Origin of the sequence: Henriciella marina DSM 19595 (genome assembly GCF_000376805.1) — a bacterium.
Lineage (GTDB): Bacteria > Pseudomonadota > Alphaproteobacteria > Caulobacterales > Hyphomonadaceae > Henriciella > Henriciella marina.
This window is the reverse complement of sequence record NZ_AQXT01000002.1, coordinates 1,182,946-1,207,784: the sequence shown is the minus strand read 5'-3', so window position 1 is coordinate 1,207,784 and position 24,839 is coordinate 1,182,946. Positions and strand designations below refer to the sequence as shown.

The following is a 24,839-nucleotide window of genomic DNA, read 5'->3' as shown; positions in this document are numbered from 1 at the left end:
GGCCGGCTTTCTCATGTCTGGTTCAGGCAAAACCTACTTCTTGGTCATGCCCTTCATGCCCATGCGGCCGATTTCGGCGCGGCCGACGACCATGTGGTGAACTTCGTCAGGGCCGTCAGCGAGACGGAGCGTACGCTGGCTGGTGTACATGTCGGCGAGCGGCGTCCACTGGGACACACCGGTGCCACCATGGATCTGGATCGCGTCGTCGATGATCTTGCAAACGCGTTCCGGCACCATCGCCTTGACCATCGAGATCCAGACGCGGGCTTCCTTGTTGCCAAGCACGTCCATCGCTTTGGCCGCTTTCAGCACCATCAGGCGCATGGCTTCAATTTCGATACGGGCGCGCGCCGCCTTCTCCTGGTTGCCGCCAAGCTTGATCAGCGGTTGACCGAAGGCTTCACGGCTCATGCCGCGTTCCAGCATCAGGTCCAGCGCTTTCTCTGCGGCGCCGATTGAGCGCATGCAGTGGTGGATGCGGCCTGGGCCGAGGCGCAGCTGCGAGATCTCGAAGCCGCGGCCAACGCCGAGCAGGATGTTCTCTTCAGGCACCTTCACATCCGTGAAACGGATATGCATGTGGCCGTGTGGGGCATCGTCCTTGCCGAAGACATGCATCGGGCCGAGAACTTCGACGCCTGGCGTGTCCATCGGGACGAGGATCTGCGACTGTTGCTCATGGCTCTGGCCGTCTGGGTCTGTCTGCACCATCACGATCATGATCTTGCAGCGCGGATCACCGGCACCGGAGGCGTAATACTTCTCGCCATTGATCGTCCACTCGCCATTCTTGAGCGTCGCGCGGGTGCGAACATTGCGAGCGTCAGAACAGGCTGAGTCCGGCTCGGTCATGGCAAAGCATGAACGGATCGTACCTTCAAGCAATGGCTTCAGCCACTGGTCTTTCTGGGCCTTGGTGCCAACGCGCTCGAGCACTTCCATATTGCCCGTGTCAGGCGCGGCGCAGTTCATGCATTCGGACGCCAGCGAGTTCTTGCCGAGCTCTGCGGCAATATACGCATAGTCGAGGTTCGGCAGGCCTTCGCCGGTTTCGGCGTCCGGCAGGAAGAAGTTCCAGAGACCCTGGTCCTTGGCTTTCTGCTTGACCTCGTCGAGCAGCTCCAGCTGCCCTGGTACATAGGAGAAGCGGTCAGCCCGGCCGGCCCCAAGTTCGTGGAACTTGACGCTCATCGGTTCGACTTCTTCCTTGATGAACTTCTTGACGTGCTCATAGAGCGGCACTGTCTTTTCAGACATGCGCAGGTCGTTGAGCTCGTCGCGAACGCCCATTGTGCCGAGTGTTGCAGTATCCATTGTCGATCCTCCCAAAGATCAGGTGTTTGAAGGCTTGGCAGCTGTTCTGAGCAGCCCTTGGGCGACCGAACAGTTGATTGTTTCACTAGTGAAGTATATCTCTGACAGAGAGGAATCGCAAGGGCTGGATATGTCGCAGGACACGAAAAACCCGCGTATCTATTCGCGTCTGCAGATCGCAGCGCAGCTTTATCGCAAGGTGGCGGACCGCCAGCTTGTCGAGGCTGCGGGCATAACCGCGCCGCAACTCGGTGTGCTGACGCGGGTCGCTGCCGCAACCGCGCTGAACCAGACAAGCTTGGCGCGCGACCTTCGCCTCAACGATTCTGCGATCACTGCCATGGTCCGCCGACTCATCGGTCTCGGCATGCTGGCAAAGACCCGCAGCCAGAGCGATAGCCGCGCCTGGGTCCTGAAACTGACCGACAAGGGCCAGGACGCCATCGACCGCGCGACGACACAGCCGATCGCTATCAACCAGCTGATCGAGGCCGAGCTTGGCGCCGAAGCGCTGGTCACCCTCACCGAAAAACTCAACCGCATCATCACCCTCTGCGATCAGGAGCAGACGGTTGAGGTGGAGGGGTAGGGTGAGGTTCTAGATAGAGGGCAGCGCCTCGGTTAGGTGCCACTCTCGACCGCAAAGCGGTCTGAGGGTCCATCTCCTAAGCTTTCGATACTCAGGCCTGCTCAGCCCCGATCCGCCAGATCAGGCCTTCACGCTCTCACGTGCGCTCATCCGGTCGAACCAGGCCGATACATTTTTCAGCTCTCGGTCCAGCGGTTGGCCGACCTGTTCGCCGAACGCGACGAAGGAATAGAGAAGGATGTCGGCGAGTGTGAAGCGGTCTCCGACGATCCAGGTCTTGCCCGCCATCTGTTCGTCGAGCCATTGCAGGGCAACCTGCACACATTCCTTGAGGCCCGGCGCGGCGTCCGGAAAGCAGGGCATTCTGTCCTGAAAGAGAGGCAGGCCCTCTGAATAGCGAAAGCCGCGCGTCATCGGGTCAACGACTTCAAGGTCGACCCAGCGCATCCAGCGGCGTGTCTGCGCGCGCTCTTCAGGCGTTGCGCCAATCAGGCTGTCGCCGGGCTGTGTCTCGTCGAGATACTCGCAGATCGCCGTGATTTCCGTGATGAGCGAGCCGTCCTCGAGGATCAGGGCGGGCATCTGGCCTGCGGGATTGATCTTCAGATAGGCTTGCTTGCGGTTTTCACCGCCCATCAGATCGACATCGGCCATGTCCAGCTGGATGCCGCGCTCGGCGACAAATGTGCGGACGGTCTGTGGGTTCGGACCAACTGAATTAAAGAGTTTCATCGCGCGTCTCCTCCGGCGTGTTTATCGTTTGGCCGGGAGACTATCGGCGCGCCCGCCTGCGGCAAGCCATGACGCCGCGTTCAGCCGGTTTTGCTGTTGGAGGTGGGGCGGCTGGATTTGCGGGCCTTGCCGCCGCGTCCTTTCGCGGTCTTCGTGGTCAGGCCGCGGTCACGCCTGCTGATCACGCCGTTTGTTTCGGCGCCGGTGCAGATCGCGAAGGCCGATAGCCACAGCCACATGAGGAGCGCGGCAACGGCGCCTAGGGACCCGAACGTCTCATTATAGTCGGCAAAGGCGCTCAGATAGAATGAGAAGGCGACAGACGCGAAAAGCCAGATAACGCCGGCGACAATCGCGCCGGGCAAGACGGGCCGAGAGCGGCTTTCCTGCGAGCGCACCCCGTGCGGGCGAGCGGTCCGCATGAAGGCATAGATGCCGAGCAGGAAAATGCTGATCAGGCCCAGCCAGCGCACGATCCGCAAGAGCGCATCAAGCAGCGCGCCAAGCTGCAGCGCTTCGATAATCGGCGGCACAGCGCCAATGGCGGCGAGCGAAATGATCGCGAAAATGATCGAGCCGGCGGTGAAGCCAAGGGCCAGTATATTCTGCTGAATGAAGCCGCGCTTGGTCGGGTGGTCATAAGTTACGGCAACTGCCAGCAGCAGCGCATTTGCCCCGCGCGAGGCAGACCAGAGCGCAATCACAAGCGACAGGAGCGCGCCCCAGGAAAGGCCCGATGACTGCGATTCCGCGATGCGGATCATCTGGTTGGTGATCAGGCGGTAGGCTTCTTCAGGCAGAAAGGTCTGCATGATCTGGAAGTAGTCGCGAAGATCGGCAGAGCTGGTAAACAGCCCCCAGATCATCAGTGCGCACGCCACCGCCGGGAAGACCGACAGGAAGGCGTAAAATGCGACACCCCCTGATACGAGCGCGACGTCATCCTCGCCGATGCGCCGGAATGTCCGGGTGACCGTATTCACCGTTGGCCGCGCATACCGGCGGTATGCAGGAGCGCTTCTGATTTTGAGCAAGAGGTCCGAACCGATCATTAGCCTATTAACTCCAGCAGGTGAGCCACGTTCCTCCAACATGGTCGCACCCTTGACCAAGAGGACTGAAGGGCCAGTATCGCAGCTCCCATGTAGATAGAACGACTGGAGCGAAGATCATGTTGAAGAACCCGAAAAGCTGGCTCGCGCTGATCCTGTTCATCCTGGTGATGATCTTTGCCTTGCAGAACATGACCCAGATAGAGGTCAATTTTCTTGGCTTCACTTTCCCGACCCGGCGTTTCTTTGTCATGGTGATCTGCCTCATTGTCGGTTTCATTCTTGGCAAGACAATCCGGTTTAAGCGGACCTGATCGGGGCGAGCAGACGCACCCAATCGGTTTGAGGGAGAGCGGATCTGATGCGATTATTCGCAGGTTTTTTTCGAGGCGCTCTGCTGGCCTGTCTGTGCACCGTGGGGACACCGCCGGTACACCGTGCAAACGCCCATTCAGCTGTCGGAAACTCGGAACGAACCTTGCCGGAAACGGCCCCCGGCGCCTTGCAGGATGTTGAGGCGCTCTGCCAGACCGTGCGCGAGCACTATGTCTATTTCGCTCCGCGAGAGGCGGTCTGGGAGGCGACCTGCGAAAGCGCAAAAGAAGCTGCGCTGAAACCTAAGGCCGAGACGCCCGCCGGGCATCTATCGCTTCTCGAAACCATGCTGGATCAGCTCTGGGACAATCATGTCTCGCTGAACATTAATTCGTCCAGCTCGCCCCGGCTCGTGCCTTCGGGCAGCGATTACTGGATTGATTTCAAAGGTGGAAAGGCCATCGTGACGGCGGTCCGGCCCGGCTCTGGCGCTGCCGCTGCCGGGCTGGAGGTGGGCGACCAGGCCGTGGCCCTCAATGGCGTGCCGATCCTGAGCGCAGCGCTCGACCGAATAGGCTATGGCCGCAATGCGGTCAGCGAGGCGCGGCTGATCTGGGCCCTGAACGCACAGGCTGCGGGATATCGCGGCCAGTTGCGCGGCGTGACGGTCGAAAGGGGCGGGACAGAAACAGACCTCGTCCTTGAAGAGCCAGTGCCAGACACGCCTGAGGCGCTGGTCAGTCATGAGCGCCTGACAGGTAATATCGGCTATATCCGAATCGAGGATTCGCTTGGCGATGAGGCCGCCGTTGAGGCTTTCGACGCCGCGCTGGAAGAGCTGAAAGGCGTCGATGGCTGGATCATCGACCTTCGCAATACGCCGAGCGGCGGCAATACCAGTGTCGCCGAACCGATGCTCGGCCGGTTCATTCGCGGTGTGCGGCCCTATCAGAAAGCGGGTCCGCGCTGGGAAGGCGAGGCGGTGCGCCGGGTCGCCTCAAGAGGCCCCTGGCGTGTGAAAAGGCCGGTCGCAGTGCTGGCTGGCCGCTGGACGGGCAGCATGGGCGAGGGGATGGCCATCGGCTTTGATGGGCTGCGACGCGCAAGGGTTTTTGGCTCTCCCATGGCGGCGCTGGCCGGTGGCGTAGAGGTCTATAAGCTCCCTGCGAGCGGCTGGTCTGTGCGTCTGCCGAGCTATAATCTATACCATATCAAGGGTATGGAACGTCATGTCTGGCACCCGACCCATGAAGTGACGGCCGACAATGGGGCCGGGCCGGACCTCGCCTTGCAGGCGGCTCTGGACTGGCTTGCACGCTAGAGCTTGAAGCCGGGATAGAGGTGGCTGTCCCTCAATCGCCGACGTCGCCGTCTCCATCATCGACTGCGTCATCTCCCAGCACGGTTGAGCCGCCGGTTGGTTCATCGGCAGACTTCGCGCTGGATGGTTCTGCAGCGGCTTGTTTCGGGCCGCTGTCGGAGACCTTTGCGCCATCCTTGAGGAGGGCGATTTCGCCGACATTGCGGAAGTTGATGTCGCGCTGCGGGAAGGGGATCTCGATTTCGTATTTGTAGAGGGCGGTGTGCAGCGCCCAGTAATAGTCGGCTTTCACCCGGGCCGGCTTCTTCACCGCTTCCTCGGTGAGCCAGACGACCAGTTCAAAATCGAGACTGGAATCGCCGAAGCCGACCAGCCAGACCTGTGGCTCACGGCCCGGAATGCCGCTAAAGGTCCAGTTGACCTCCTCAGCGGCCTCAAGCGCGGCCTTCTTCACCAGTTCCTTGTCGGTGCCATAGGCGACCCCAAACCCAACCCGCATGCGGCGGCGGGCGTCGCGCAGGGTCCAGTTGATGACCTGCGATTTGATGAACTCTTCATTGGGGACGAGGATGTCGACATTATCATTGGTCGTGATCAGCGTGGAGCGGATGTTTATTTCCTTCACCAGACCCGTCACGCCGGACTGAAGCTCTATGAAATCTCCAACTTTTACAGAGCGCTCAAAGAGAATGATGATGCCGGAAATAAAGTTCGAGAAGATCGACTGGAGGCCGAAACCGATACCGACACCAAGCGCACCGCCAAAGACGGTCAGCGCGGTCAGGTTCACCCCGAGCGTCGACATTGCAATGATGATGGCAGCTGCCATGAAGGCCACTTTCAGCACCTGCCCCAGAAGGCCGGCCATCGAAGGGTTGAGCGCCTTGTTAGATTTAAGCTGCGACTGCGCCGCATCGCCGGCAACCCGGCCGAGCCACAGAGCCACGACGGCAATGAACACGCTTGTGATAACCCTCAGCAAGGTCACTTCGACGCCAGCCACGGAGAAGGCGGCGGCGTTCAGTGCCGATGTGACCTCATCAAGCAGGTGAAGGATGTACAGCGCGGCGACCGTCCAGGCGACCACGGCAATGGCGGTCTGCCAGAAGCCGGGTTGCAGGTTTGACGTCACGAAACGCACGACGATCCAGGCATTCATGAGGCTGGCGGCGACACGAAGTCCCTCGTTCGGCAAGCCAACCGATTCAAATACGGCTGTCGCAATCCAGAGCAGGACCACCGTGAAGGCTGGCCAGACAATCTTCGCAACCGAGAGCGTCAACCGGGTCAGCACGTCCCGCGTTTCGCGGCTTTCAGCGTAGGCCCGCAAACGCTTTGTTGGATAGCGCGACCCGAAATAGCCGATGCCAAGGGCAGCTAGCACGGCAATCAGTTGCCAGAGCGAGCCCCATGAAATGAAATTTTCCTGAAAGGTCTGCAGGCCCGACATCGTCGTTTCCTGGATGTCCTGCCAGTTGATATTGGCTTCGAGAAGATTGCCGTCCTCGTCCCCGCCTTCGCCTCCCCCCTCGTTCTGGGGGTCCTCGCCATCGTTCGGTAATTCTTCGGCAATCTGCTCACTTGGGGTCGCTTGCCGCGCAAGGTGAGAAACGAGTGTCATCAAAGCCATTTGAGTTTCCGGAAGATAAAGAATTGAAAGCCCATGAGAATGCCAAGGGCACCGCAGGTAATCCAGAAGGCGTTGGACGATTCCACGCCTGGAATACCGCCGACATTGATTCCCAGGAGGCCAGTCAGGAAGCCGAGGGGCAGGAAGATCGCGGCGACGATGGACAGCATATACATGGTCTGGTTCATCTTCGCCTGCGCGCGATTGTTCAGGTCGTCCTGCAGGACGATCGCGCTCTCCTTGGAGACGTCGAGGTCTTCCAGATAGCGCCGCAGCCTTTCGCCGGTTTCGCGTATATCAGTCAGATTCTCTTCAGATAACCAGGGCGGCGAGGATTTCTGGATGGTCAGCACCGCTTCGTGTTGCGGCGACATATAGCGCTTGAGGGCAAGGCAATTGCGCCGGATCGACGCGATCTCGGAGAGTAGGTCCTCTATGTCGCAATCGTGGTCTTCTTCCATCTCGTCGATCCGGTCATTCATGTCGACGATCGACCGGTTCATCTTGATGACGAGCTCTTCAGCCAGCAGCGTGAACAGGTCTCCGGACGTAGAGGGACCCTGATTGTTCTTGAGCTCGGCATAGACATCGCGCGGCGTCTGGAGCCGTCGGCGGCGCAAGGTGATGAGACGGTTGCCATCGCACCAGATCTGCATCGCGATCATGTCTTCGGGCTCGGCGCCCGGATTGAAATTGATGCCGCGAAGAACGGTCACGAGCGCGTCCTTTTCCCGGAAGGCACGCGGCCGGGTTTCGTTCGACAGAAGGACGTCGGCAGTGGCTTCGTTCAGATCGAGCGTTTCGGTCAGCCAGTCATCGAGATCGGCATACATGCGATCGAGATGAAGCCAGAGGACCTCGCCGACGCGCGACGGTGTCCAGCTGCGGGCCGTGTTCCAGTCGACATCCCGGCACCCGCCGCGCCCGTCGAGCACACAGCCAAACAGCAGTGGGCCGTCAGCGGCAGCATCCGGGACAGGCGGCGGCGATGTTGGAACAAGAGCATTACCCATTGACCCGACTGTACGTCTGGCGGGCTTCAAGGCAAGCGACCTGCGCTCAATTAAACCCTATCAGGCAAGCGCCGCCTTGATGGCGTCGTTCAGACCGTTCTCATCATAAGGCTTCTTCAGAATCGGCACGTTCAGAAACTTCGAGGAGAGCGCGCTCGAGTCGCCATACCCCGTCGCGAACACAAAGGGGACGCCCCTGTCGCGCAATTCGGCGGCGATCGGTTCGCTGGTCTCGCTGCCAAGATTGACGTCAAGGAGTGCAAACTGAAAATCGGTTGATGAGAGCGCCTGCCGGGCTTCCTTGACCGAGCCGCAAAGGGAGACGGTCCGGGCACCTGCTGCCTTGAGCAGGTCTTCTGCATCGAGGGCGATAATCATATTGTCCTCGACGAGGAGGGCGCTGCCCTCCAGCACCGGGGCGCAGGGCGGTTCCTGAACGCTGGCTGGCTCAGAGGCCATGGCACCTTTGGCGGCTTTGGTGAAGCTTGAAACATGACCGGCGGGGATCACGAAATCAGCTTCCAGCCCTGTCAGGGCGTAGCGCAAATCCGCTGCGCCACCGAGCTCATGCGGGATCGATTTGGTGATGATGGTTGTACCAAAGCCTTGGCGTGTGGGGGCCTGAACCGCGGGGCCGCCGGATTCGCGCCATGACAGTGAAAGTTCATTGTCGGAGGTTGCTTCGGTGCCAATTGTGATCTGGCCCTCGGAGTCCGCCAGCGCGCCATATTTGGCCGAGTTCGTCGTCAGCTCATGCAGGACCAGCGACAATGTGCTGAACGCATTTGGCATGAGCAGGACGTCCGGGCCTTCAAGCTTCACACGCGCGGCCTTGAGACCAAGATAAGCCTCTGTCTCGGTGCGGATAAGCCTGTGCAGTGAGGCTGGCGCCCAATTGTCTTCGGTGAGCTGATCATGTGCCCGGGCGAGGGCCTGCACCCGGCCGCCAATGATGTTGCTGAGCTCAACGATCGAGGTGGCTTCACGGGCGCTCTGGCTGACCAGACCGCGAATGAGGTTGAGGATATTGCGAACGCGGTGATTAAGCTCCGCGATAAGAAGTTCCTGGCGCTCATTTGCGCGCTCGCGGTCCTGATGGGCCTCATCCGACATGCGAAGCACGACTTCCAGAAGCGTGACCCGAAGCTGTTCGGCGGCAGAGATTTCCGCACTCCGCCAGGGGACCGAATTGCCGGTAACGGTCTGCTGCCAGCTCTCGAAACTCTTTCGGGGGGTAAGGCGCGCGCCGTTGGGGCCATAAGTGACCGGCTTTTCAGGATTGCCCGCCCAGTTCACTTTCTGCGCAAATTCTTCCCTGAACAGAACGACATAGTCGCGCGGCCGGCGCGAGACGGGCACGGCGAGAAGCCCGGCTGCACGGTCGACATAGTCTCTTGCCGGCGGGTGAACCTCACCAAGCTGGGAGGTGGCGTAAACGCGGCTTCCTGCCGTGGTGTTCAGGAAGCGGACGATGCCCATGAAATCTTCACGCGTGGGCGTTTTTCCAGTTGCGACATACTCTCCATCAACCCAGGCGGCGACGCCGTCATTCGGAATAACCGAGCTCAAGGCCTCCGCGATCGCAGGGAAGTGGTCTTGCACGGACCGCCCGCCCGCAAGCTGAGCCATCAGCCGGTCATGCAGGACCTGGACGCGCCGGTGATGTTGGCTGGCCTCATCGGCAATGAGCTGGCCGAGCACAAAGCTGAATAGCTGGGCAAAGAGTTCTGCGGCCGAGCGGATTTCATAGGGCAGGACGCGCGGCTCATAATGATGGCAGGCAAAAAGGCCCCATAGCTCGTCCCGGTGCAGGATCGATACAGACAGGGACGCATCGACCCCCATATTCTTCAGATACTCGATATGTATGGGTGAGACCGCACGTAGCCCGCTCATCGAGAGATCAAGCGGGCGGCCCTCGGGCCCGCGCTCTGGAATGATTGGCGAGACCGTTTCCTTGACGTTGGAGATGATGCGCAGAAGGTTTCTTCGATAAAGTTCGCGCGCCTGCTGGGGGATGTCTGTTGCCGGGTAATGCAGGCCGAGAAAGGAATCCACGTTCGGGCTGACGGCTTCGGCGATAACCTCGCCTGACTGGTCCTCGCCGAACCGGTACACCATGACCCGGTCGAAGCCGGTCAGCGCCTTCATCTGGCGCGCCGCGATCTTGCAGAGTTCCGGGACCGATTTCGCCTTGCGGACCCGGTCGATCATCGGGCGCACATAGGAGGTGTAGTCGTTTGTCATCTCCGCGCGCTGTGGCTCGATCTCGATGATGACGGACTGGCCGGAGAGGTGAACGGCGATATTGTGGCGGGTATCTGACCCAGCCATCAGCTCGATACCAAACAGACGTTCGACGGCGTCGGCGCCATCAAGTTGCTGGACGCGACCGCGAATGGCGCGCAGTGCGTCGGCGGTGATGAGATCGCTGAGGGCAGATCCAACGATGGATTCCGGGTCCAGCGACAGAAATTCGCGGACATTCAGCGAAACATGCTGAACCAGCCAGTCGGCATTCACCGCAATCAGGCAGCCGAACTGCTGGACATGACCAAGGATATGGATCGGTTCGCGGTCACAGTTCGTGAGGTCGATCTTGGTGTCGGGGGACACGGTCGGGGTCGTCATACGTCGTTACTTGCTTTCTGAACGGTACTGTGTGCCGCCTCAAACCACGAAAAAGCCGTTTGTGCGGAAGTCACTATCTTGTTTTCTTCATGTGGCTGACCTGACCAGCACTTGAGGGTTTTACTGACCGATTTCCACATTTCACTGGTTGCTGGGCAGGCAAAATACCGCGTCGCGGCGGCAACCTTTGGATCACCGGATGCCTGGATGTCTGAGAGTAGTATTCGCGCACCGAGCGTGGACCCGGCAATTACATAGATCAGCCCAAGTGGATGAACATCGGGAGCGGGGTCGGCGAAATGGCGTTCGCCTGGAACGGCTTCATCGAGCGCCTTGAGGTCTTCATCAATCGCCGCAATCATTGTCTGAAGCGTCTTTGCATAGGTGGAAGTCTGGTTTGAGAGGGCCGAAAGCGTCCGGTTCAGGGCAACCGAGTGGGCCCGTAGTACCGAGCTCAGACCGTTTCGGGTGGAGAGGTCGTGCTGGCTGAAAAGGGCGTCCACGGCGGCATGCGCATCCCTGGTTTCCTCGCGAAGACGTAGTCTCAGAGTCGACATGGTTGGCGCTGTATTTCTCCTGCCAGATCCCGGGCAACTGGCGTTTAGTTCTGTGTCTCTGTTCCACAAATACAGAGTGTAAAGCGCCGATCAAATGAAATTCCCCCACGCGCCGGCGGTTCCAGCGGAGCTGTCACTGGACGGCAATTTTGCATCAGCGCCGATTATGCTCTAAAGCGCGCGCTTCGATTTCTGGCGCTCACACGGGAAGGCAGACAAGCCATGGCGATCAGGCATTTCCTCGATATCTGGCAGCTCGAAGCAAGTGAGCTTCGGGCCATCCTTGATGATGCGCATGCGATGAAGTCGGCCCGCAAGGGCTGGCCCAAGGGACGTTCCGATGAAGGCGCGCCGCTGGACGGCCATATTCTGGCGATGATCTTCGAGAAGTCATCGACGCGCACCCGCACCAGCTTTGATGTGGGCATTCGCCAGCTTGGTGGTACGTCCATCGTGGTGAACTCTGCCGATATGCAGCTTGGCCGCGGTGAGAGCATAGGTGACACGGCGCGTGTCCTGTCGCGCTATGTCGACCTCGTCATGATCCGTGCCAATGAGCATAGCGATATCGAGGATTTCGCAGATTCAGCGGGCGTGCCGGTTATCAATGGGCTGACGGACCGCTCGCATCCCTGCCAGATCATGGCCGACCTCATGACGCTGGAAGAAAACGGGCTGGCGCTCAAGGGTGCGCGGCTTGCCTGGGTCGGCGATGGCAATAATGTCTGCTCGTCCTTTATCCATGCCGCGCCGAAGTTTGGCTTCACGCTGGCGATCGGCACCCCTGACCGCTATGCGCCCGACGATGACGACATCGAGCTTGCGCGTGAGATGCAGGGGCGCATCGAGCTTTGCAGCACGGCAGAAGATGCCGTTGCGGGCGCAGACGTCGTAATCGCAGATACCTTCGTTTCGATGGGCGATACCGACGCCGATGAACGCCTCGAAGAGCTTGAGCCCTTTGCCGTGACCGAAGAGCTGATGGACCTTGCCCAGCCCGGCGCGAAGTTCCTGCACTGCCTGCCCGCCCATCGCGGCGAAGAGGTCGACAGCGAAGTGATCGACGGGCCGAACTCGCTTGTCTTCGAGGAGGCAGAGAACCGGCTCCACGCCCAGAAAGCCATTATGCGGTGGTGTCTGGACAAATAGGTTCGCGCCGTCAGAGTGCTGCCCGGATGCGAACAGCCGGGAGGATGGGTATGCTGACGAAACGCGATCTGTTGAAGGTGGGCGGGGCCGCTGGTCTCATGATCGGGGCAGGGGGCGTCGCAGCGCGCGCGCAGCCCTCCGACGGCGGCGCAGCGCTTCCAAACCTCGCGGCGGATGCCGAACCCATCAGCAAGGCTGAGCACGAGACGCGGATCGCGAAAGCCCAACGACTGATGCAGGCGCAGGACATTCATGCGCTGGTCATCGAGGCGGGCTCGGCGCTTGTCTATTTCACCGGCCTTCAATGGTGGCGATCTGAGCGTTTTACCGGCGTCGTTATTCCCCAGGAGGGGACGCCCGTTGTCATCACGCCCTACTTTGAAGAGCCATCCATTCGCGAGACGGTGAAGGCCGATGTCGAGGTGCGCACCTGGCATGAAAATGAGAACCCGTTTGCGCTGGTTGCTGGCGCGCTCAGCGATTTCGGGCTTGATGGCGGCAAGATCGCCATTGAGGAGACCGTCCGGCATTTCGTCTCCAACGGGATCGTCAGGGCGGCGCCTGCTTTCGATCTCGTCTCCGGCATGAGCGTCACGCGCGGTGTGCGTATGTACAAGTCGCCCGCCGAGATCGCCCTGATGCAGACGGGCAATGATGTGACGCTGGCTGCCTATCGCCATATTTATCCCAGGGTCGAACTTGGCATGAGCCAGGGCGACATCGCTGCCATGATGAGCGAGGCAACGCGCCAGCTTGGCGGCAATGTCGAGTTTTCCATGGTGCTCCTGAATGAGGCAAGCGCCTATCCGCACGGCACACGCAGCCCTCAGACCGTGCGCGAAGGCTCCGTCATTCTCATGGATTGTGGCTGCGGGGTGCATGACTACGAGTCTGATATCTCGCGGACCTGGGTGTTCGGAGAGCCGACGGCGAAACAGCGCGAGGTCTGGAATACGGTGAAGGAAGGCCAGGAACTGGCGCTTGAGACCGCAAAGGTCGGCGTGCGGGCAGGTCTCGTCGATGAGACGGTGCGCGCTTTCTATGAAGCGCAAGGCTATGGGCCGGGTTACAGGACGCCAGGGCTCTCGCACCGCCTCGGCCATGGTATCGGCATGGACGGCCATGAGCCGGTGAATTTCGTTGAGGGTGAGGACACGCTGCTGGCACCGGGGATGTGCTTTTCAAATGAGCCGGGCATCTACATCTTCGGCGAGTTCGGCGTGCGTCTGGAAGACTGTCTCTACATGACTGAGGAGGGACCTGAGCTCTTCAGCCCGCTGTCGCCGTCCATCGACCAGCCCTTCGCTTGAACGCCTCGCCAATTTTCGAAATTCTTTTCTCAGGTGCTGGCGTGCCGCCCGCGCTCGTGTAGTGTTTTGGCGTGGGACTTAGTGGGGGGTATAGGATGCGATCAGTTGTTCCGGCCATTGCGGCTTTGGTTTGCGCAGGCTCGGCGCTTGGACAGGAAGCGACCAGTTTCAGCCAGCCATACTGGATCGACAAGCCGGTCATCGAGGCGATCGGGCGCGCAGAGCTTCAGGTCGATCCCAACCGGTCGAATTTCTCTGTCGGGTTCAAGAATACCGCCCGCACCTCTGCCGAAGCAACACGGCTGGCCACGGCGCGGGCCAAGCGCGCCTATCAGGCCATGGAGGGTGTCGCTGGTGATGATTTGACGATTGAGAGCCGCGTCAGCGTCTCGGCCATCTACAATCAGGTCGAAGATGATGAGGGCAATCTGGTCACCGATTATTCGGCCGACAATATCCGCGCCTATGAGGCGAGCGTCCTCTATTCCGTCGGCGTGAAGGACCTCTCCAAGGCGAGCCGGACGCGCGCGGCGGCGCTGGCTGTCGGGCCAGAAACCTCCAGCTATTTCAACAATAGCCTGCAGCGCGATACCGACATCCTGCAGGCCGCTTACCGGGCCGCCATTGTCGATGCGCGAGAGCGCGCGCAGCTGATGGCAGAGGCCGCTGGCGTGTCGCTGGGGCGGCTGCTGGTCGTTCAGGAAGGCTCTGGGCCATGTCTCGGCGAATGGAGCGGCTCTGTCGGGGCCACGTCCTATATGCGAAGCTCCTCACCGCCCCCACCGCCTCCACCCCCACCGCCGCCAAGTCCGGGAAGCGAGAGCATCACCGCAGATGATCTCGATGCGCTGGAACTGCCCAACACACCTGACAAGGTCGGCATCAGTGCGCAGGCCTGTTTGGTGTACGAGATCCGGCAGTAAACGGCGAGTTCAGTTGATCTGGAACTTCCGCCGGACTGCGAGGCCCGAGAGAAAGACAAGGACGATGGCGGAGAGCGACTGGAAGGATGCGATGAGGCGTATCCAGATCGGCGTGCCCGGCCACCACAACTTATAGTCGACCCCGTCCTGAATGGCGCAGGGATCCGACCCCGGCTCTGGCGAAAGGTCCAGCAAGCGGCCTATCAGACCGCAGGCATCCGGTTCGCTCCATGGCCCGACGGGTAGGACGCGCCCGAAGGAGAATGACAGCGCGTCGCCCCACCCTTGCCAGGATGGCGTGAAGGCAAACCATGTCCCCATCATCCAGTAGAGTAGGGCGAAGACGAAGACCGATCCCGCCAGCCAACCCAAGGGCAAAAGGGGCGACGTGCCGAAATCAGAAATCGCGCCATAGACATCGGAGGCCAACCGTTCTGGCCTTTTAACATGCCGGTCGCGGCGTTTGCGTCTGGCTTTAAGTTCAAGCTTGAAGAAGCGCGCTTCCTGACCCCGGTCACGCTTGTCTTCATTGAGCTGCTTCAGCGTACGGTAACAGTCTTCCAGGCGTCCAAAATAGGCTGACTGTTCATTCTGCGGGGCCGCGCTGAAATCATCTTCAGCCGTCTGGCGCTTTTGAGTGAAGTCTTTTGTCCAGACTTCGAATTCGGGAACCGGTTTGCCTTCTATTTCCGCGGCGCGTTTTTCGGCGCCATAAAGACGATTTAGCGCGGCGTCCCAACTGGGCTGAAATTGTGGGTCAATTTCTGGAAACGCCGACCCCCTTTCCACCCCAGACTTCATCTGCGTGTCGCGAAACGAGATGCCGCGATGCAGTTTGCTGTCATGAAATTCCGCTTCGCGCAGAAAGATGGCGTTCGTGAAAGAAGTATTTGAGAGAAAATCGCGATTATCGAATCGTGCTGAGCCCATAAAGACAGCCTGTCTGAAAGACGCAGTGGGAAACGAGCGTCTTGCTATCCAGCTGTCCTGTTCAGGAAATTCGATTTCGCCATGGGCGGGGCCTGAGGAAGTGGTGCTCAGCGCCTTGATGTGCACGGCACCTTTCCAGCTATCCGTTGTGACAGATGTGCCTTTGCCGGTGAACCAGATATCACCGGCAAAAACGACCTCTTGGAACGACGCATCACCGGAAAAGGCGGCCCTAGAGAACTGGGCGTCACCGGCAAAGGCGGACTTATCGAGCGAGGTATAACCTGCAAAGGAAGCGTCGTAGAACCAAGCGTCACCGACAAAGGCAGTTTCGTAGAAATGGGCGGAGCCGATAAAGTTCGCCTCTTGAAACCAGGCGTCACCGGCAAAGGCGGCTTGGTGGAACCAAGCGTCACCGGCAAAGCGGGCCTGCCGAAATCGGGCGTCACGCTCAAAGGTTGCCCTTTGGAACGAGGCACCGGCAAAGGCGGCTTTGTCGAAAGAGGATTTATCGTCAAAGGCGGCCTCCTCAAACGAGGCCCCACCATCGAAGGCGCCCATGTCGAATGACGCGGGGCCGCCAAAGATGGCCAGGTGGAATGAGGCGTGACCGGCAAAGTTGGCGCTGTCGAAGCTTGAGTCACCGACAAAGGTGGCCTCGCGGAACAACGGGGCGCCGTCAAAGGTGGACTCTCGGAACGAGGCCCGACGGGCAAATGAGGCCTTGTCGAACCGAACTTCACCAGCAAACGTTACCCTCTCGAACGACGCTTTATCGACAAAGGTGGTCCTGTCGAACCGGGCAAGTGCGGAAAAGGCAGCTTCATCGAACGAGGCTCGACCGGCAAAACAGGTCTTGCTAAACCACGTGTCACCGGCAAAGGCGCAAATCTCGCAACAGATAGAGAGTTTGATCTGCTCCCATCCTGGCCGCAGGTTTACCGGCAATCGCTGAACATCGAATTCGAGTATGACACCCCCTTGCAATTGGGCTCGCCAGTCAACGAACGTCTGAAGGCCTTCCATAAAGGCGCGGTCATTGACGCGATTCATTCGGTTATTCAGAAGCGCGTTCAGCGCCGTCGGTTCCCAGTTTGCCTTCGGTGTCTCTGCGTTGTCCGGCCAGAGAAAGGGGAGGTGTAGCTTTGTAAAGGCCCAGGTGCGGCCTTTATATTTGATGGGGGTGCCGTTTTCATCCTGCCAGACCTGAAGACTATCTTCCTGATCGCGCCAATAGTCCTGAAGCGATGCCGGGCGCGCTTCGGGACCAAAGCGTTGTGCTAGATTGGGATGCTCTCCCGGCCAATCATATTCATCATCTGCCTCTGGCTCCGCTCCCGGCTCGGGTACGACCCATCCCCTCCAAGGCTTCTTCGCCAGTCCCTCCCACGACCAGTCTTTTGCCCACCAGCGGTCCCACCATTCCTGGCTTATGCCGTCTACGCCGCCTGCCATGATGTGTTCCCCACTGCCGAACCCGCCGCCCGCACCTTAGCGCGGCTTGGGCGCAAGTTGAAAGACGGTTTCCCCTGCGCACCCCCTAGTCAGCACTGAGGGTGTGGGCCAAAGTTGCGGTCAAAGACGCGCCGAAAAGAGCGCGCCGCAACAGGAGGAAACACCATGAAAGCTGCCGTATTGCGTGAGCCTAACAAGCCGCTGTCGATTGAGGAGGTCTCGATCTCCAAACCCGGACCGCGTGAGGTTCTGGTACGGCTCAAGGCCGTCGGCGTTTGCCATTCGGACGTGCACTTCTGGGACGGGGCTTTTCCGCATGAGTTACCGACCATTCTGGGTCATGAGAGTGCGGGCGTGGTCGAGCAGGTGGGCAGCATGGTGTCGGCGGTGAAGCCGGGCGATCATGTCGTCTCTATCCTCTCGCCCTTCTGCGGGACGTGCGAGTTCTGCCTGACCGGCCATATGTCGGTCTGCCACACGGTTAACCGGCCGCTGTTCAACCGGGCGCCAGAGGATGCGCCGCGGCTTTATGCAGGCAAGGAAACGCTCAACCAGTTCCTCAACCTGTCGTCCTTTGCTGAGCAGATCCTGGTGCATGAGAACACGCTGTGCGCCATCGATCCGGAAATGCCCATGGCGCAGGCGGCGCTGATTGGGTGCGGTGTCATTACCGGTGTCGGGTCGGTGTTTCATGCCGCGAAAGTTGAGCCCGGCTCGACCGTGGCAGTGGTCGGTTGCGGCGGGGTCGGCCTCTCGGCGATCAATGGCGCGGCGATTGCCGGCGCCTCGCGGATCATCGCGGTTGATCTTTCAGATGAAAAGCTGGCGATGGCGAAGAAGTTCGGCGCGACCGATTTCGTCAATCCGAAGAATGGCGACCCGGTCGAGCAGGTCAAAGAGCTGACCGGCGGCGGCGTCCATTATTCGTTTGAGTGTATCGGTCTGAAGCTGACGGCCGAGCAGTCCTATCTGATGCTGCGTCCGCGCGGCGTCTCCACGATTATCGGCATGATCCCGCCCGGCGTGAACATCGAGGTGCCGGGCATCGAGCTGCTGGTCACCGAAAAGCGGCTGCAGGGCGCCGTGATGGGGTCGAACCGGTTCCGGGTCGATTTCCCGCGTCTGATCGAGCTCTACAAGCAGGGCAGGCTCCATCTTGATGATCTCGTGTCCGACCGGATCGGGCTTGATGGCATTACGGGCGCGCTTCAGAATTTGAAGGACAACAAAGGCACGGTCGCCCGCCAGGTCGTGGTGTTCGACTAGCGCACGCCTAGAAGCTTTTGGTGATCCAGAGCCGGATGTCGTTCTCAGGGGCGGCATCCGAGAGGCCAAAGAGCGTGCCTGCCGTCCAGCCATAGCCGTTGCCAAGCTTGCCTGACAAAGCAGGGCCAGCCTGCTGGACGCGCCCGCCAACGCTGAAATCATCGCTCGAGCCGAGATTGGTGAAGCTCAGCAGGGCGATGTCATGATCGGCGCCGATCTTCCAGCTCAGGCTGGAGCGAACCTCGAAATCGATGGATTTGCGGCCGTTGTAGCCGAGCTGGCGCGTCGCGATGAGTTGGGCCCGGGCGCGAAGCCTGTCTGACAGCTGCCACTGATTGAGCCAGTTGAAGCCAATCCGCTCTGGATCGGGGCCGTTGGACACGCGGGCGTCAAAGCGGATACCGGTCTTCCAGATGTCGGCATCTTCGGGCGAGAGTTCGATGAGGTATTCGACATTGATATTGTCGAAGCGGATATCCTCCCCCGGATTGTCCTCGAAATTTGTGGCGACCTTCAGACTGGTTCGCTCATTGACCGAGAGACGATAGTCAAACCGGTGGCCAAAGCTGTCACCGCGGCCGTCTTCGCCCGGAACCCAACCGAACCTGTATTCCACTTCGCGGTCGCCGGCGCTGACCACGGGTCCGGAAACCGAAGAGGTGTTCTGTGCTTGGGCAACTCCGCAGGCCATGAGAGCGGCGGTGGCAGCTGCAAGCAGGGGACGGGCGCAGCGAATAGGGAGGGTGTTCATCAATGAGTTCTCAGGTCGGGCGCGGTCAACAGGCGCGCAGGATGACAATTTTGTGTCAACTGGGCGTTCTGCTTGAATTTGCCAAGATATCCAAGTGACAGGACCGCGCTTCCCGTCGCTCCGTTTCCAGCCGCGAAGCTGGGCGCGGGTGCCAGACATCCGGTCACATCAGCGCTCAAGGCCCTCATGTAGGAGGTTCCGCTGGTGGACTGGGCGCTCACGGGGTATGCTGCAACTGTGGGGGACGCCAGTATGAGCGGATCGATTTCCCGGCGCGACGTGATATGGAATTTTTCCAGGGTCATGGGCGTAGCCGGCGCCTATACGGCCATGGAGGCGCTAGGCCTGGTTGCGGAAGCCGGGCCTTATACTGGTCCGCCTGAAGCAGAGCCGATGCTGGGATCGGGGCGGCGGGTCGTGGTTCTTGGCGCAGGCATTGCCGGTCTGGTCGCGGCCCATGAGCTGAAACAGGCAGGGTATTCGGTGAGCGTTCTAGATGCGCGCGAGCGGCCGGGCGGACGTGTCTGGACGGTGCGCCGGGGCAGCGTCATGGAACATGACCACCTCCCGCCACAGCGCTGCCAGTTTGACACGGGGCATTATTTCAATGCCGGGGCTGCGCGTATCCCATCGGTTCACACCGGGGTTCTGAACTACTGCCGCGAGTTTGGGATACAACTCGAAGCGCTCATCAATGAAAGCGGGGCGTCGAAATTCGTCAGCTCGAAACTGCGCAATGGTCTGCCGGTCGATCACCGCCAGGTGGTCAATGATATCCGCGGCGGGGTCAGCGAACTTCTCTCCAAAGTGGCCGGACAAGGCGCGCTGGACGATGATCTGACTGGCGAAGACAAGACCCGGCTTCTCGACTTTCTGTCGGTCTATGGCGCGCTCGGCGATGGGTCCGTCTATCAGGGCAGCGACCGCAGCGGCTATGAGGTGGAGCCAACTGTCCTCAATGCCGCGTCGCAAGCCCGCGCCGCCATTCCGCTTCGCGAACTGATCTCCGACAGATCCATTGCACTCAATCTCGTCTTCAGCGAGGGGCTGTTCCAGCAGGCGACGATGCTGCAGCCGGTGGGGGGCATGGATGCAATCCCCTATGCGTTTGCCGCCAAATTGCGCGGCGAGATCGAATACGGCGTGCGGGTCAGCTATCTTGGTCGCACCGATGAAGGCGTCCGCGTGCTTTATGACCAGAAGGACGGGACGGGCGGGGTCGTCGAAGCCGACTTCTGTGTCTGCACGCTGCCATTCTCCGTCGTACAGTCGCTCAATCTCGGCCTGTCGGAGCCTGTGCGCGACGGGATCAATGCGTTCCGCTATGAGGCGGCTGGCAAGGTTGCCTGGCAGTCTCGGCGCTTCTGGGAGACCGATGATCACATCTATGGCGGGATATCCTTTGTCGACACGGACTCGAACATGGCCTGGTATCCAAGCCAATCCTTCCAGTCGCGCGACGGCGTGCTGATCGGCACCTATAATTTTGCCGGCCAGTCGGAGCGCTTTGCCGCGATGGGCTGGGACCAGCAATTTGCCGCCTCTCGCGCATCGGTTGACCGGATCCATCCTGGCAAGGCGGTGCAGCTTGGCCGGCCCGTTGGGGTCAACTGGGCACATGTGCCTTATTCGATGGGCGCCTGGGCAAGCGAGAGCGGCGAGGATCATCCGAGCAGGGCGCAGGTCGATGCGGTCATGGGCGGCGATGGCCCGATCGTGTTTGCCGGCCAGCATCTCAGCCCGATTGGCGCGTGGATGGAAGCGGCTATAAGATCATCGCACCATGCGATTGCGCAGGTGCACGAAAGAACAAGAGCAGGTTAGGGGACGCGAGATGAAAAGCTGGACAAAAGTTGGATTGGCCGGATCGGCGGTGGCAGGTCTTCTGCTCGGCGCATGCGGTAGTGATGCGCCGGACGGCGGGGCTGCACCTGCGGGGGAGACGACGCCGGGCACAATCAATCGTATTGCCATACCCGGCTCTGACTTTCCGATTTCCATGGCGGTCGAGACGAGCGGGAATATCGAAGGGATGTATGTTAGCGGGATTGTCCCGCAGGTGGTCGACCCGGAAGCCGACCCAAATAGCCGGGCGGCTTATGGCGACACCAAGCGCCAGACCGAGAGCGTGCTGGAAGCCATGCGCGAGCGGATGGAAGGCGCGGGATGGTCGCTCGGCGATATCGTCATGATGCGCGTCTATCTGGTTGGCGATGAGGTCAATGAGGGGCGCCTGGACTTTGCCGGCTTCATGGAAGGCTATTCGCAATTCTTTGGAACGCCTGAGCAGCCAAACAAGCCAGCGCGCGCTGTGGTCGAGGTTTCCGGTCTGATCCGGCCGGGATGGAGGGTCGAAATCGAGGCACAGGCAGCAAGGCCTGCAGAGTAGAAGCCGCGCCGGCGGAACGCCTGCGTCGACTGGTCGTTATGCGTTGAGGTTCAGGCGACAGGCCGGGCCGGGTGCAAGGCGGGTGATGCGACTTTGAAAACAGGTATTCTGTCAGGCAAGGTCGAGCCGGCCTATACACATTGGGCCATTATCGGCCTTTTCATTTTCGCGTCGGTCAGCGCGCTGTCCTTTGCGCAGGCTTTCTTTATCCCGGTCGTCTTCGCCATTTTCCTGGCGCTGATCTTCAGTCCGGTCCGCAGGTTCCTGGGCCGGCTCGGTATCGGGCCGGCCTTTGCCGCTGCCATCATCATGACCGTGTTCTGCCTCGCGGCATTCACGACGCTTTATGTGATCTCCAATTCGCTCGCGGCCATTCTCAGCGATGAGCCGCAGATCATGAACCGGATACAGACCCGGCTTCAGGAAATATCCGGTGTGCTCGAGCCGGTCCGCGAGGCGGGCAAGCAGATCGAGCAAATGCAGGGGGGCAATCAGGGCCCCGAACGCGTTGTCGTGCGCGAGGAAGGCATCTTCAGCCTGTGGGCCGAAACAACGCCCTATGTTCTCGGCCAGGCCGCGCTGGCCATTGTTCTGGCGACCTTCCTTATCGGCTCCGGCGACATGTTCTATGAAAAGCTGGTCCGGGTCATGCCGACGGTTTCGCGCAAGAAAGTCTCGCTCGGGATTGCGCGTGAGGTGGAAAACCAGCTCTCGACATACTTCCTGACGATCTTTGCGATCAATCTTGCGCTGGGCGTTGCCATCGCCCTTGCGATGTGGGCGCTCGGAATGCCCGACCCTGTTTTCTTTGGCGTGATCGCGTTTGCACTGAATTTCATCCCCTATGTCGGCTCGCTTGCCGGGATCGGTTTCGCGTTCGTCATGGCACTGGTGACCTTTGACAGCCTGCTGATGACGCTGGCACCGCCATTCGTCTACTGGCTGATCAATACGGTCGAAGGCCAGTTCATGACGCCCGTATTCGTTGGCAGGCGCCTGAAGCTGAATGCGGTGGCGGTCTTTCTCTCGCTCGCCTTCTGGGCCTGGCTCTGGTCCTTCGTCGGCATGTTTCTGTCGACCCCTATGCTCATCGCCCTGAAGGCCTTTAGTGAGCGCACGAATGAGCTGTCCTGGCTCGATACCTTCCTTCAGGGGCGGACCGAGTGCGACCCTGACGACAATGCAATCGTGCACGATGTCCTCGACGAACCAACCGATGCCTGTGACGCGCCCGATGCCATTCCGGAGGAAGAAACGACCGATGGGGCGGCCGAGAGCACTGAGGAAACCGCTGGCGATGACGATGACCGGATAGCGCCTGCGATTACCTAGGCGTTTTCGGCCTGCACTTCCTCAAGTCCGAGCGCGACCAGTACCGATAGCGCACTCATGGCCCCCAGAACGCCAAGGACGACGGGGACGCCTGCGGTTTCTGCCAGCAGACTAAACGCGCCGCCAAGGGCCAGAAGTAAGCCGATGATCGTATTCGAGAGCGCGGTGTAGGCGGCGCGCGTTTGTTCGGTTGCCATATCGACAAGGTGCGTGGAGCGGCCGAGCCGGACGCCCTGATAGGCGAGCATGAGCGCAAAGATCATAGCCGGCAGGGCCCAGACCGCTTCGAGCAATCCAAGAGCATTGAGCGTGAGCGTTGCGGCGAGTGCGATGGTTGCGGCAATGGCCGAAAAGACAAGGACCTTGCGGCTGGACCGGTCGGCGAGGCGGCCCCAGACGTAAGAGCTGACGAGCGCCGCGCCTGCAGATGCGATGACCAGAAGCCCCAGGCCTCCAAATGCGTTTTCGGTTCCGTCTGGCGCGCCAAGCGCAACCATGAAGGGCGGGGCGAGCGCTGTTGAAATGAGAAGACCGCGGGTCGCAATGAAACGGCGAAGCTGGGCGTCCTTTGCGAGCAGGCCGAAATTCTCCCGGGCCGCTGCAAGTGGGTTGGCCCCGCCTTCTGTCGCGCCGGGTTCTTCCTCAAGCGTCGAGAATAAGAGCGCCGCAGCGATCCATAGGCCGGAGGCGACGAAGAGGCCGGCAATCACGATAGGCATACGATTGAGCCAGCCGCTGGCGAGGGTGACGCCAAATATGATGACGAAGAGAGCGGCGGTAGAGCTGGCGGTGCCGGTGGCCGTGCCGCGCCGTGCCTTCGACACGGTCTTTCCGAGAACATCCTTATAGGTGACTGAACAGACGCTGCGGGCGAGGGCGAGCACCGCCAAAGCTGTAACGATGGCGTATCCCGCGGCGGCGCCTTCGAGAAAGATCGCAGAGAGCGCAATTGCTGCAGCGCTTGCGCCCTGCACGGCGCTGCCGGCGCTCCAAGCCCATTTGCGCTGGGCGAGCTTTCTCAGGCTGGCCGCGGTCAGAAGTTGAGGCAGGAGGGCGCCCGCTTCCCGCACCGGAACGAGCAGGCCGATAAAGGCGGCGGGTGCCCCGAGTTGCGTCAGGAGCCAGGACAGGACGAGCTTTGGGTCGATAAGGCCGTCAGCTGTCTTCGTCGCCCCGAGGGAGATAATATGGGTCAGGAAGTTCTTCGGCTGATGATTGCAGGCGCTTTCGGGAATATCCCGGCAGACACGGCCATCATCATCCGATGTCAGCATCCCGTAGGCTTTTTCCAGCGTTGTCTCGGCCATCGGTCGTGATCGTCCTCAGTGAAGTCAGAGCGCAGGTAGGCCAAAGGAGGGGCGCGTCAATGATGCTTCAAGCGAAGCGCCATTCTGTCAAACCTAAAAGGGTCTCGCACGTCAGCGCGGTTAATGGGGCGCTCATCGAGGCCGGTCTTGATATGGCCTGTCGGCTCTGATCACCCGTTCATTTCAGGTTCCAGATGAAGGATCTCCGTCTTCTGACAAGTGAGCACCGGAACACCTCTGTTGCATCGCTCGTTTGTGACTCATGTCAGCCAGAACCGACGATCAGTCACAATCGCTCAGGGGGCGTATCAAGTCGTGGGCCAAGGGCCCGCTCTATTATCCGATTGCCATACTTGTGGGCTTTCTGGAGGGCAGTTTCGTCCTTGTGCCGATGGAGCCTGTCTACATTCCGATGATGGTTATGAGGCGCAAGCAGGCCTGGCTTGTCGCTCTGGCCTTGCTGCTTGGAAATGTGCTTGGCGGTCTGCTGATCTACTGGCTTGGGGCGGTTCTGGCCGACGATCTGATGCAACCGATGATCTCGTTCTTTGGCGCTCAGGAGACCTATGATGCGACGCTCCAGAAGCTGAACAATAATGGTTTCACGACGCTGTTCATGATCGGCGTAACGCCGTTTCCCTTCCAGATCGGCGTCGCCGCTGCGGGTGCTGCAGGCTTTTCAGTGCTGCTCTTCACCGTTGCGGTAACGGCGTCACGTTCGATCCGGTTTCTCGTCATTGCGCTTCTGGTCATGATCGTCGGCCAACGTGCCGAGGACCTTCTCAAGAAGTACGATGTCGAGATCTTTATCGGCGGGCTTCTGCTGTTTGCCGGCTTTGCCACCTATCTTGTCTTCTTCCGCTAACCCGA

21 protein-coding genes are annotated in these 24,839 nt (G+C 60.3%); 11 read left to right on the top strand and 10 right to left on the bottom strand.

The genetic code is table 11. From position 1 onward, the window contains the following. Positions 1 to 33: 33 nt before the first annotated feature. Positions 34 to 1,317, bottom strand: a complete 1,284-nt coding sequence (locus tag F550_RS17040) for an acyl-CoA dehydrogenase family protein (RefSeq protein WP_018147624.1) — start codon at positions 1,315 to 1,317, stop codon at positions 34 to 36. A 130-nt stretch (positions 1,318 to 1,447) separates the two neighbouring features. On the opposite strand from F550_RS17040, the gene F550_RS17035 reads away from it, so the two are divergent. Then, complete coding sequence (locus tag F550_RS17035; RefSeq protein ID WP_018147623.1) at positions 1,448 to 1,906, top strand: MarR family winged helix-turn-helix transcriptional regulator; 459 nt, start codon at positions 1,448 to 1,450, stop codon at positions 1,904 to 1,906. 120 nt (positions 1,907 to 2,026) lie between these two features. Here F550_RS17035 and F550_RS0105975 read toward each other — a convergent pair whose 3' ends face one another. Continuing rightward, a complete protein-coding gene (locus tag F550_RS0105975; RefSeq protein WP_018147622.1) occupies positions 2,027 to 2,638 on the bottom strand; it encodes a glutathione S-transferase family protein in 612 nt (203 codons plus the stop codon). A gap of 80 nt (positions 2,639 to 2,718) precedes the next feature. After that, a complete protein-coding gene (locus F550_RS0105970; RefSeq protein ID WP_169332252.1) occupies positions 2,719 to 3,621 on the bottom strand; it encodes a YihY/virulence factor BrkB family protein in 903 nt (300 codons plus the stop codon). A 188-nt stretch (positions 3,622 to 3,809) separates the two neighbouring features. Here F550_RS0105970 and F550_RS0105965 point away from each other — a divergent pair, with 188 nt between their 5' ends. Next, on the top strand, positions 3,810 to 4,004 hold the full coding sequence (locus F550_RS0105965; RefSeq protein WP_018147620.1) for a LapA family protein: 195 nt from the start codon (positions 3,810 to 3,812) through the stop codon (positions 4,002 to 4,004). A gap of 164 nt (positions 4,005 to 4,168) precedes the next feature. After that, the gene (locus F550_RS0105960; RefSeq protein ID WP_018147619.1) at positions 4,169 to 5,326 is read left to right on the top strand and encodes a S41 family peptidase; all 1,158 of its coding nucleotides are present in this window, start codon (positions 4,169 to 4,171) and stop codon (positions 5,324 to 5,326) included. A 31-nt stretch (positions 5,327 to 5,357) separates the two neighbouring features. Here F550_RS0105960 and F550_RS0105955 read toward each other — a convergent pair whose 3' ends face one another. The 4 genes from F550_RS0105955 to F550_RS0105940 are packed head-to-tail and all read right to left on the bottom strand — an operon-like array spanning position 5,358 to position 11,103. Next, positions 5,358 to 6,956, bottom strand: a complete 1,599-nt coding sequence (locus F550_RS0105955; RefSeq protein ID WP_156807836.1) for a mechanosensitive ion channel family protein — start codon at positions 6,954 to 6,956, stop codon at positions 5,358 to 5,360. Beyond that, positions 6,947 to 7,969, bottom strand: a complete 1,023-nt coding sequence (locus tag F550_RS0105950; protein WP_018147617.1) for a zinc transporter ZntB — start codon at positions 7,967 to 7,969, stop codon at positions 6,947 to 6,949. The genes F550_RS0105955 and F550_RS0105950 overlap by 10 nt, the downstream gene beginning before the upstream one ends. A 60-nt stretch (positions 7,970 to 8,029) precedes the next feature. Then, positions 8,030 to 10,600: an HWE histidine kinase domain-containing protein gene (locus tag F550_RS0105945; RefSeq protein WP_018147616.1), complete on the bottom strand. Its 2,571-nt coding sequence runs from the start codon at positions 10,598 to 10,600 to the stop codon at positions 8,030 to 8,032. Next, positions 10,597 to 11,103 (bottom strand): biliverdin-producing heme oxygenase, encoded by a 507-nt coding sequence (locus F550_RS0105940; protein WP_156807835.1) that lies wholly within the window; start codon positions 11,101 to 11,103, stop codon positions 10,597 to 10,599. The genes F550_RS0105945 and F550_RS0105940 overlap by 4 nt, the downstream gene beginning before the upstream one ends. A 276-nt stretch (positions 11,104 to 11,379) precedes the next feature. Between F550_RS0105940 and argF the strand changes: the two genes are divergently transcribed. The 3 genes from argF to F550_RS0105925 all read left to right on the top strand — a co-directional run bounded on the left by argF (position 11,380) and on the right by F550_RS0105925 (position 14,539). Beyond that, positions 11,380 to 12,306, top strand: coding sequence for an ornithine carbamoyltransferase (argF, locus tag F550_RS0105935; RefSeq protein WP_018147614.1), 927 nt, complete (start codon positions 11,380 to 11,382; stop codon positions 12,304 to 12,306). A gap of 44 nt (positions 12,307 to 12,350) precedes the next feature. After that, positions 12,351 to 13,616: a M24 family metallopeptidase gene (locus F550_RS0105930; protein ID WP_018147613.1), complete on the top strand. Its 1,266-nt coding sequence runs from the start codon at positions 12,351 to 12,353 to the stop codon at positions 13,614 to 13,616. Positions 13,617 to 13,711: 95 nt separating this feature from the next. Further along, complete coding sequence (locus F550_RS0105925) at positions 13,712 to 14,539, top strand: SIMPL domain-containing protein (RefSeq protein WP_083910923.1); 828 nt, start codon at positions 13,712 to 13,714, stop codon at positions 14,537 to 14,539. Between the two features lie 9 nt (positions 14,540 to 14,548). On the opposite strand, the gene F550_RS0105920 is transcribed toward F550_RS0105925, so the two are convergent. Further along, a complete protein-coding gene (locus tag F550_RS0105920) occupies positions 14,549 to 16,924 on the bottom strand; it encodes a pentapeptide repeat-containing protein (protein WP_018147611.1) in 2,376 nt (791 codons plus the stop codon). A gap of 165 nt (positions 16,925 to 17,089) precedes the next feature. On the opposite strand from F550_RS0105920, the gene F550_RS0105915 reads away from it, so the two are divergent. Beyond that, the gene (locus F550_RS0105915; RefSeq protein WP_018147610.1) at positions 17,090 to 18,190 is read left to right on the top strand and encodes a Zn-dependent alcohol dehydrogenase; all 1,101 of its coding nucleotides are present in this window, start codon (positions 17,090 to 17,092) and stop codon (positions 18,188 to 18,190) included. A 7-nt stretch (positions 18,191 to 18,197) separates the two neighbouring features. On the opposite strand, the gene F550_RS0105910 is transcribed toward F550_RS0105915, so the two are convergent. Further along, entirely contained in the window at positions 18,198 to 18,941 is a 744-nt protein-coding gene (locus tag F550_RS0105910; RefSeq protein ID WP_018147609.1) for a hypothetical protein, read from the bottom strand. A gap of 252 nt (positions 18,942 to 19,193) precedes the next feature. Between F550_RS0105910 and F550_RS0105905 the strand changes: the two genes are divergently transcribed. The 3 genes from F550_RS0105905 to F550_RS17030 all read left to right on the top strand — a co-directional run bounded on the left by F550_RS0105905 (position 19,194) and on the right by F550_RS17030 (position 22,662). Continuing rightward, positions 19,194 to 20,765 (top strand): NAD(P)/FAD-dependent oxidoreductase, encoded by a 1,572-nt coding sequence (locus F550_RS0105905; RefSeq protein WP_040500458.1) that lies wholly within the window; start codon positions 19,194 to 19,196, stop codon positions 20,763 to 20,765. Positions 20,766 to 20,775: 10 nt separating this feature from the next. Next, complete coding sequence (locus F550_RS0105900) at positions 20,776 to 21,330, top strand: RidA family protein (RefSeq protein ID WP_018147607.1); 555 nt, start codon at positions 20,776 to 20,778, stop codon at positions 21,328 to 21,330. 93 nt (positions 21,331 to 21,423) lie between these two features. Continuing rightward, complete coding sequence (locus F550_RS17030) at positions 21,424 to 22,662, top strand: AI-2E family transporter (protein WP_018147606.1); 1,239 nt, start codon at positions 21,424 to 21,426, stop codon at positions 22,660 to 22,662. Here the strand turns inward: F550_RS17030 and F550_RS0105890 are convergent. Beyond that, positions 22,659 to 23,969 carry an MFS transporter gene (locus F550_RS0105890; RefSeq protein WP_018147605.1) on the bottom strand — a complete coding sequence of 437 codons (1,311 nt, stop codon included), beginning with the start codon at positions 23,967 to 23,969 and terminating at the stop codon, positions 22,659 to 22,661. The genes F550_RS17030 and F550_RS0105890 overlap by 4 nt on opposite strands. A 262-nt stretch (positions 23,970 to 24,231) precedes the next feature. On the opposite strand from F550_RS0105890, the gene F550_RS17025 reads away from it, so the two are divergent. Continuing rightward, the gene (locus tag F550_RS17025; protein ID WP_018147604.1) at positions 24,232 to 24,834 is read left to right on the top strand and encodes a YqaA family protein; all 603 of its coding nucleotides are present in this window, start codon (positions 24,232 to 24,234) and stop codon (positions 24,832 to 24,834) included. Positions 24,835 to 24,839: the final 5 nt, after the last annotated feature.

Bases quoted from the DNA above. Each gene is read 5' to 3' on its own strand.
- F550_RS17025 (WP_018147604.1), top strand. From the start codon at position 24,232: ATGTCAGCCAGAACCGACGATCAGTCACAATCGCTCAGGGGGCGTATC.
- F550_RS0105915 (WP_018147610.1), top strand. From the start codon at position 17,090: ATGAAAGCTGCCGTATTGCGTGAGCCTAACAAGCCGCTGTCGATTGAG.
- F550_RS0105945 (WP_018147616.1), bottom strand. From the start codon at position 10,600: ATGACGACCCCGACCGTGTCCCCCGACACCAAGATCGACCTCACGAAC.
- F550_RS0105905 (WP_040500458.1), top strand. From the start codon at position 19,194: ATGAGCGGATCGATTTCCCGGCGCGACGTGATATGGAATTTTTCCAGG.
- F550_RS0105955 (WP_156807836.1), bottom strand. From the start codon at position 6,956: ATGGCTTTGATGACACTCGTTTCTCACCTTGCGCGGCAAGCGACCCCA.
- F550_RS0105890 (WP_018147605.1), bottom strand. From the start codon at position 23,969: ATGGCCGAGACAACGCTGGAAAAAGCCTACGGGATGCTGACATCGGAT.
- F550_RS0105965 (WP_018147620.1), top strand. From the start codon at position 3,810: ATGTTGAAGAACCCGAAAAGCTGGCTCGCGCTGATCCTGTTCATCCTG.
- F550_RS0105920 (WP_018147611.1), bottom strand. From the start codon at position 16,924: ATGGCAGGCGGCGTAGACGGCATAAGCCAGGAATGGTGGGACCGCTGG.
- F550_RS0105910 (WP_018147609.1), bottom strand. From the start codon at position 18,941: ATGAACACCCTCCCTATTCGCTGCGCCCGTCCCCTGCTTGCAGCTGCC.
- F550_RS0105925 (WP_083910923.1), top strand. From the start codon at position 13,712: ATGCGATCAGTTGTTCCGGCCATTGCGGCTTTGGTTTGCGCAGGCTCG.
- F550_RS0105930 (WP_018147613.1), top strand. From the start codon at position 12,351: ATGGGTATGCTGACGAAACGCGATCTGTTGAAGGTGGGCGGGGCCGCT.
- F550_RS0105975 (WP_018147622.1), bottom strand. From the start codon at position 2,638: ATGAAACTCTTTAATTCAGTTGGTCCGAACCCACAGACCGTCCGCACA.
- F550_RS17040 (WP_018147624.1), bottom strand. From the start codon at position 1,317: ATGGATACTGCAACACTCGGCACAATGGGCGTTCGCGACGAGCTCAAC.
- F550_RS0105950 (WP_018147617.1), bottom strand. From the start codon at position 7,969: ATGGGTAATGCTCTTGTTCCAACATCGCCGCCGCCTGTCCCGGATGCT.
- argF (WP_018147614.1), top strand. From the start codon at position 11,380: ATGGCGATCAGGCATTTCCTCGATATCTGGCAGCTCGAAGCAAGTGAG.
- F550_RS0105900 (WP_018147607.1), top strand. From the start codon at position 20,776: ATGAAAAGCTGGACAAAAGTTGGATTGGCCGGATCGGCGGTGGCAGGT.
- F550_RS17035 (WP_018147623.1), top strand. From the start codon at position 1,448: ATGTCGCAGGACACGAAAAACCCGCGTATCTATTCGCGTCTGCAGATC.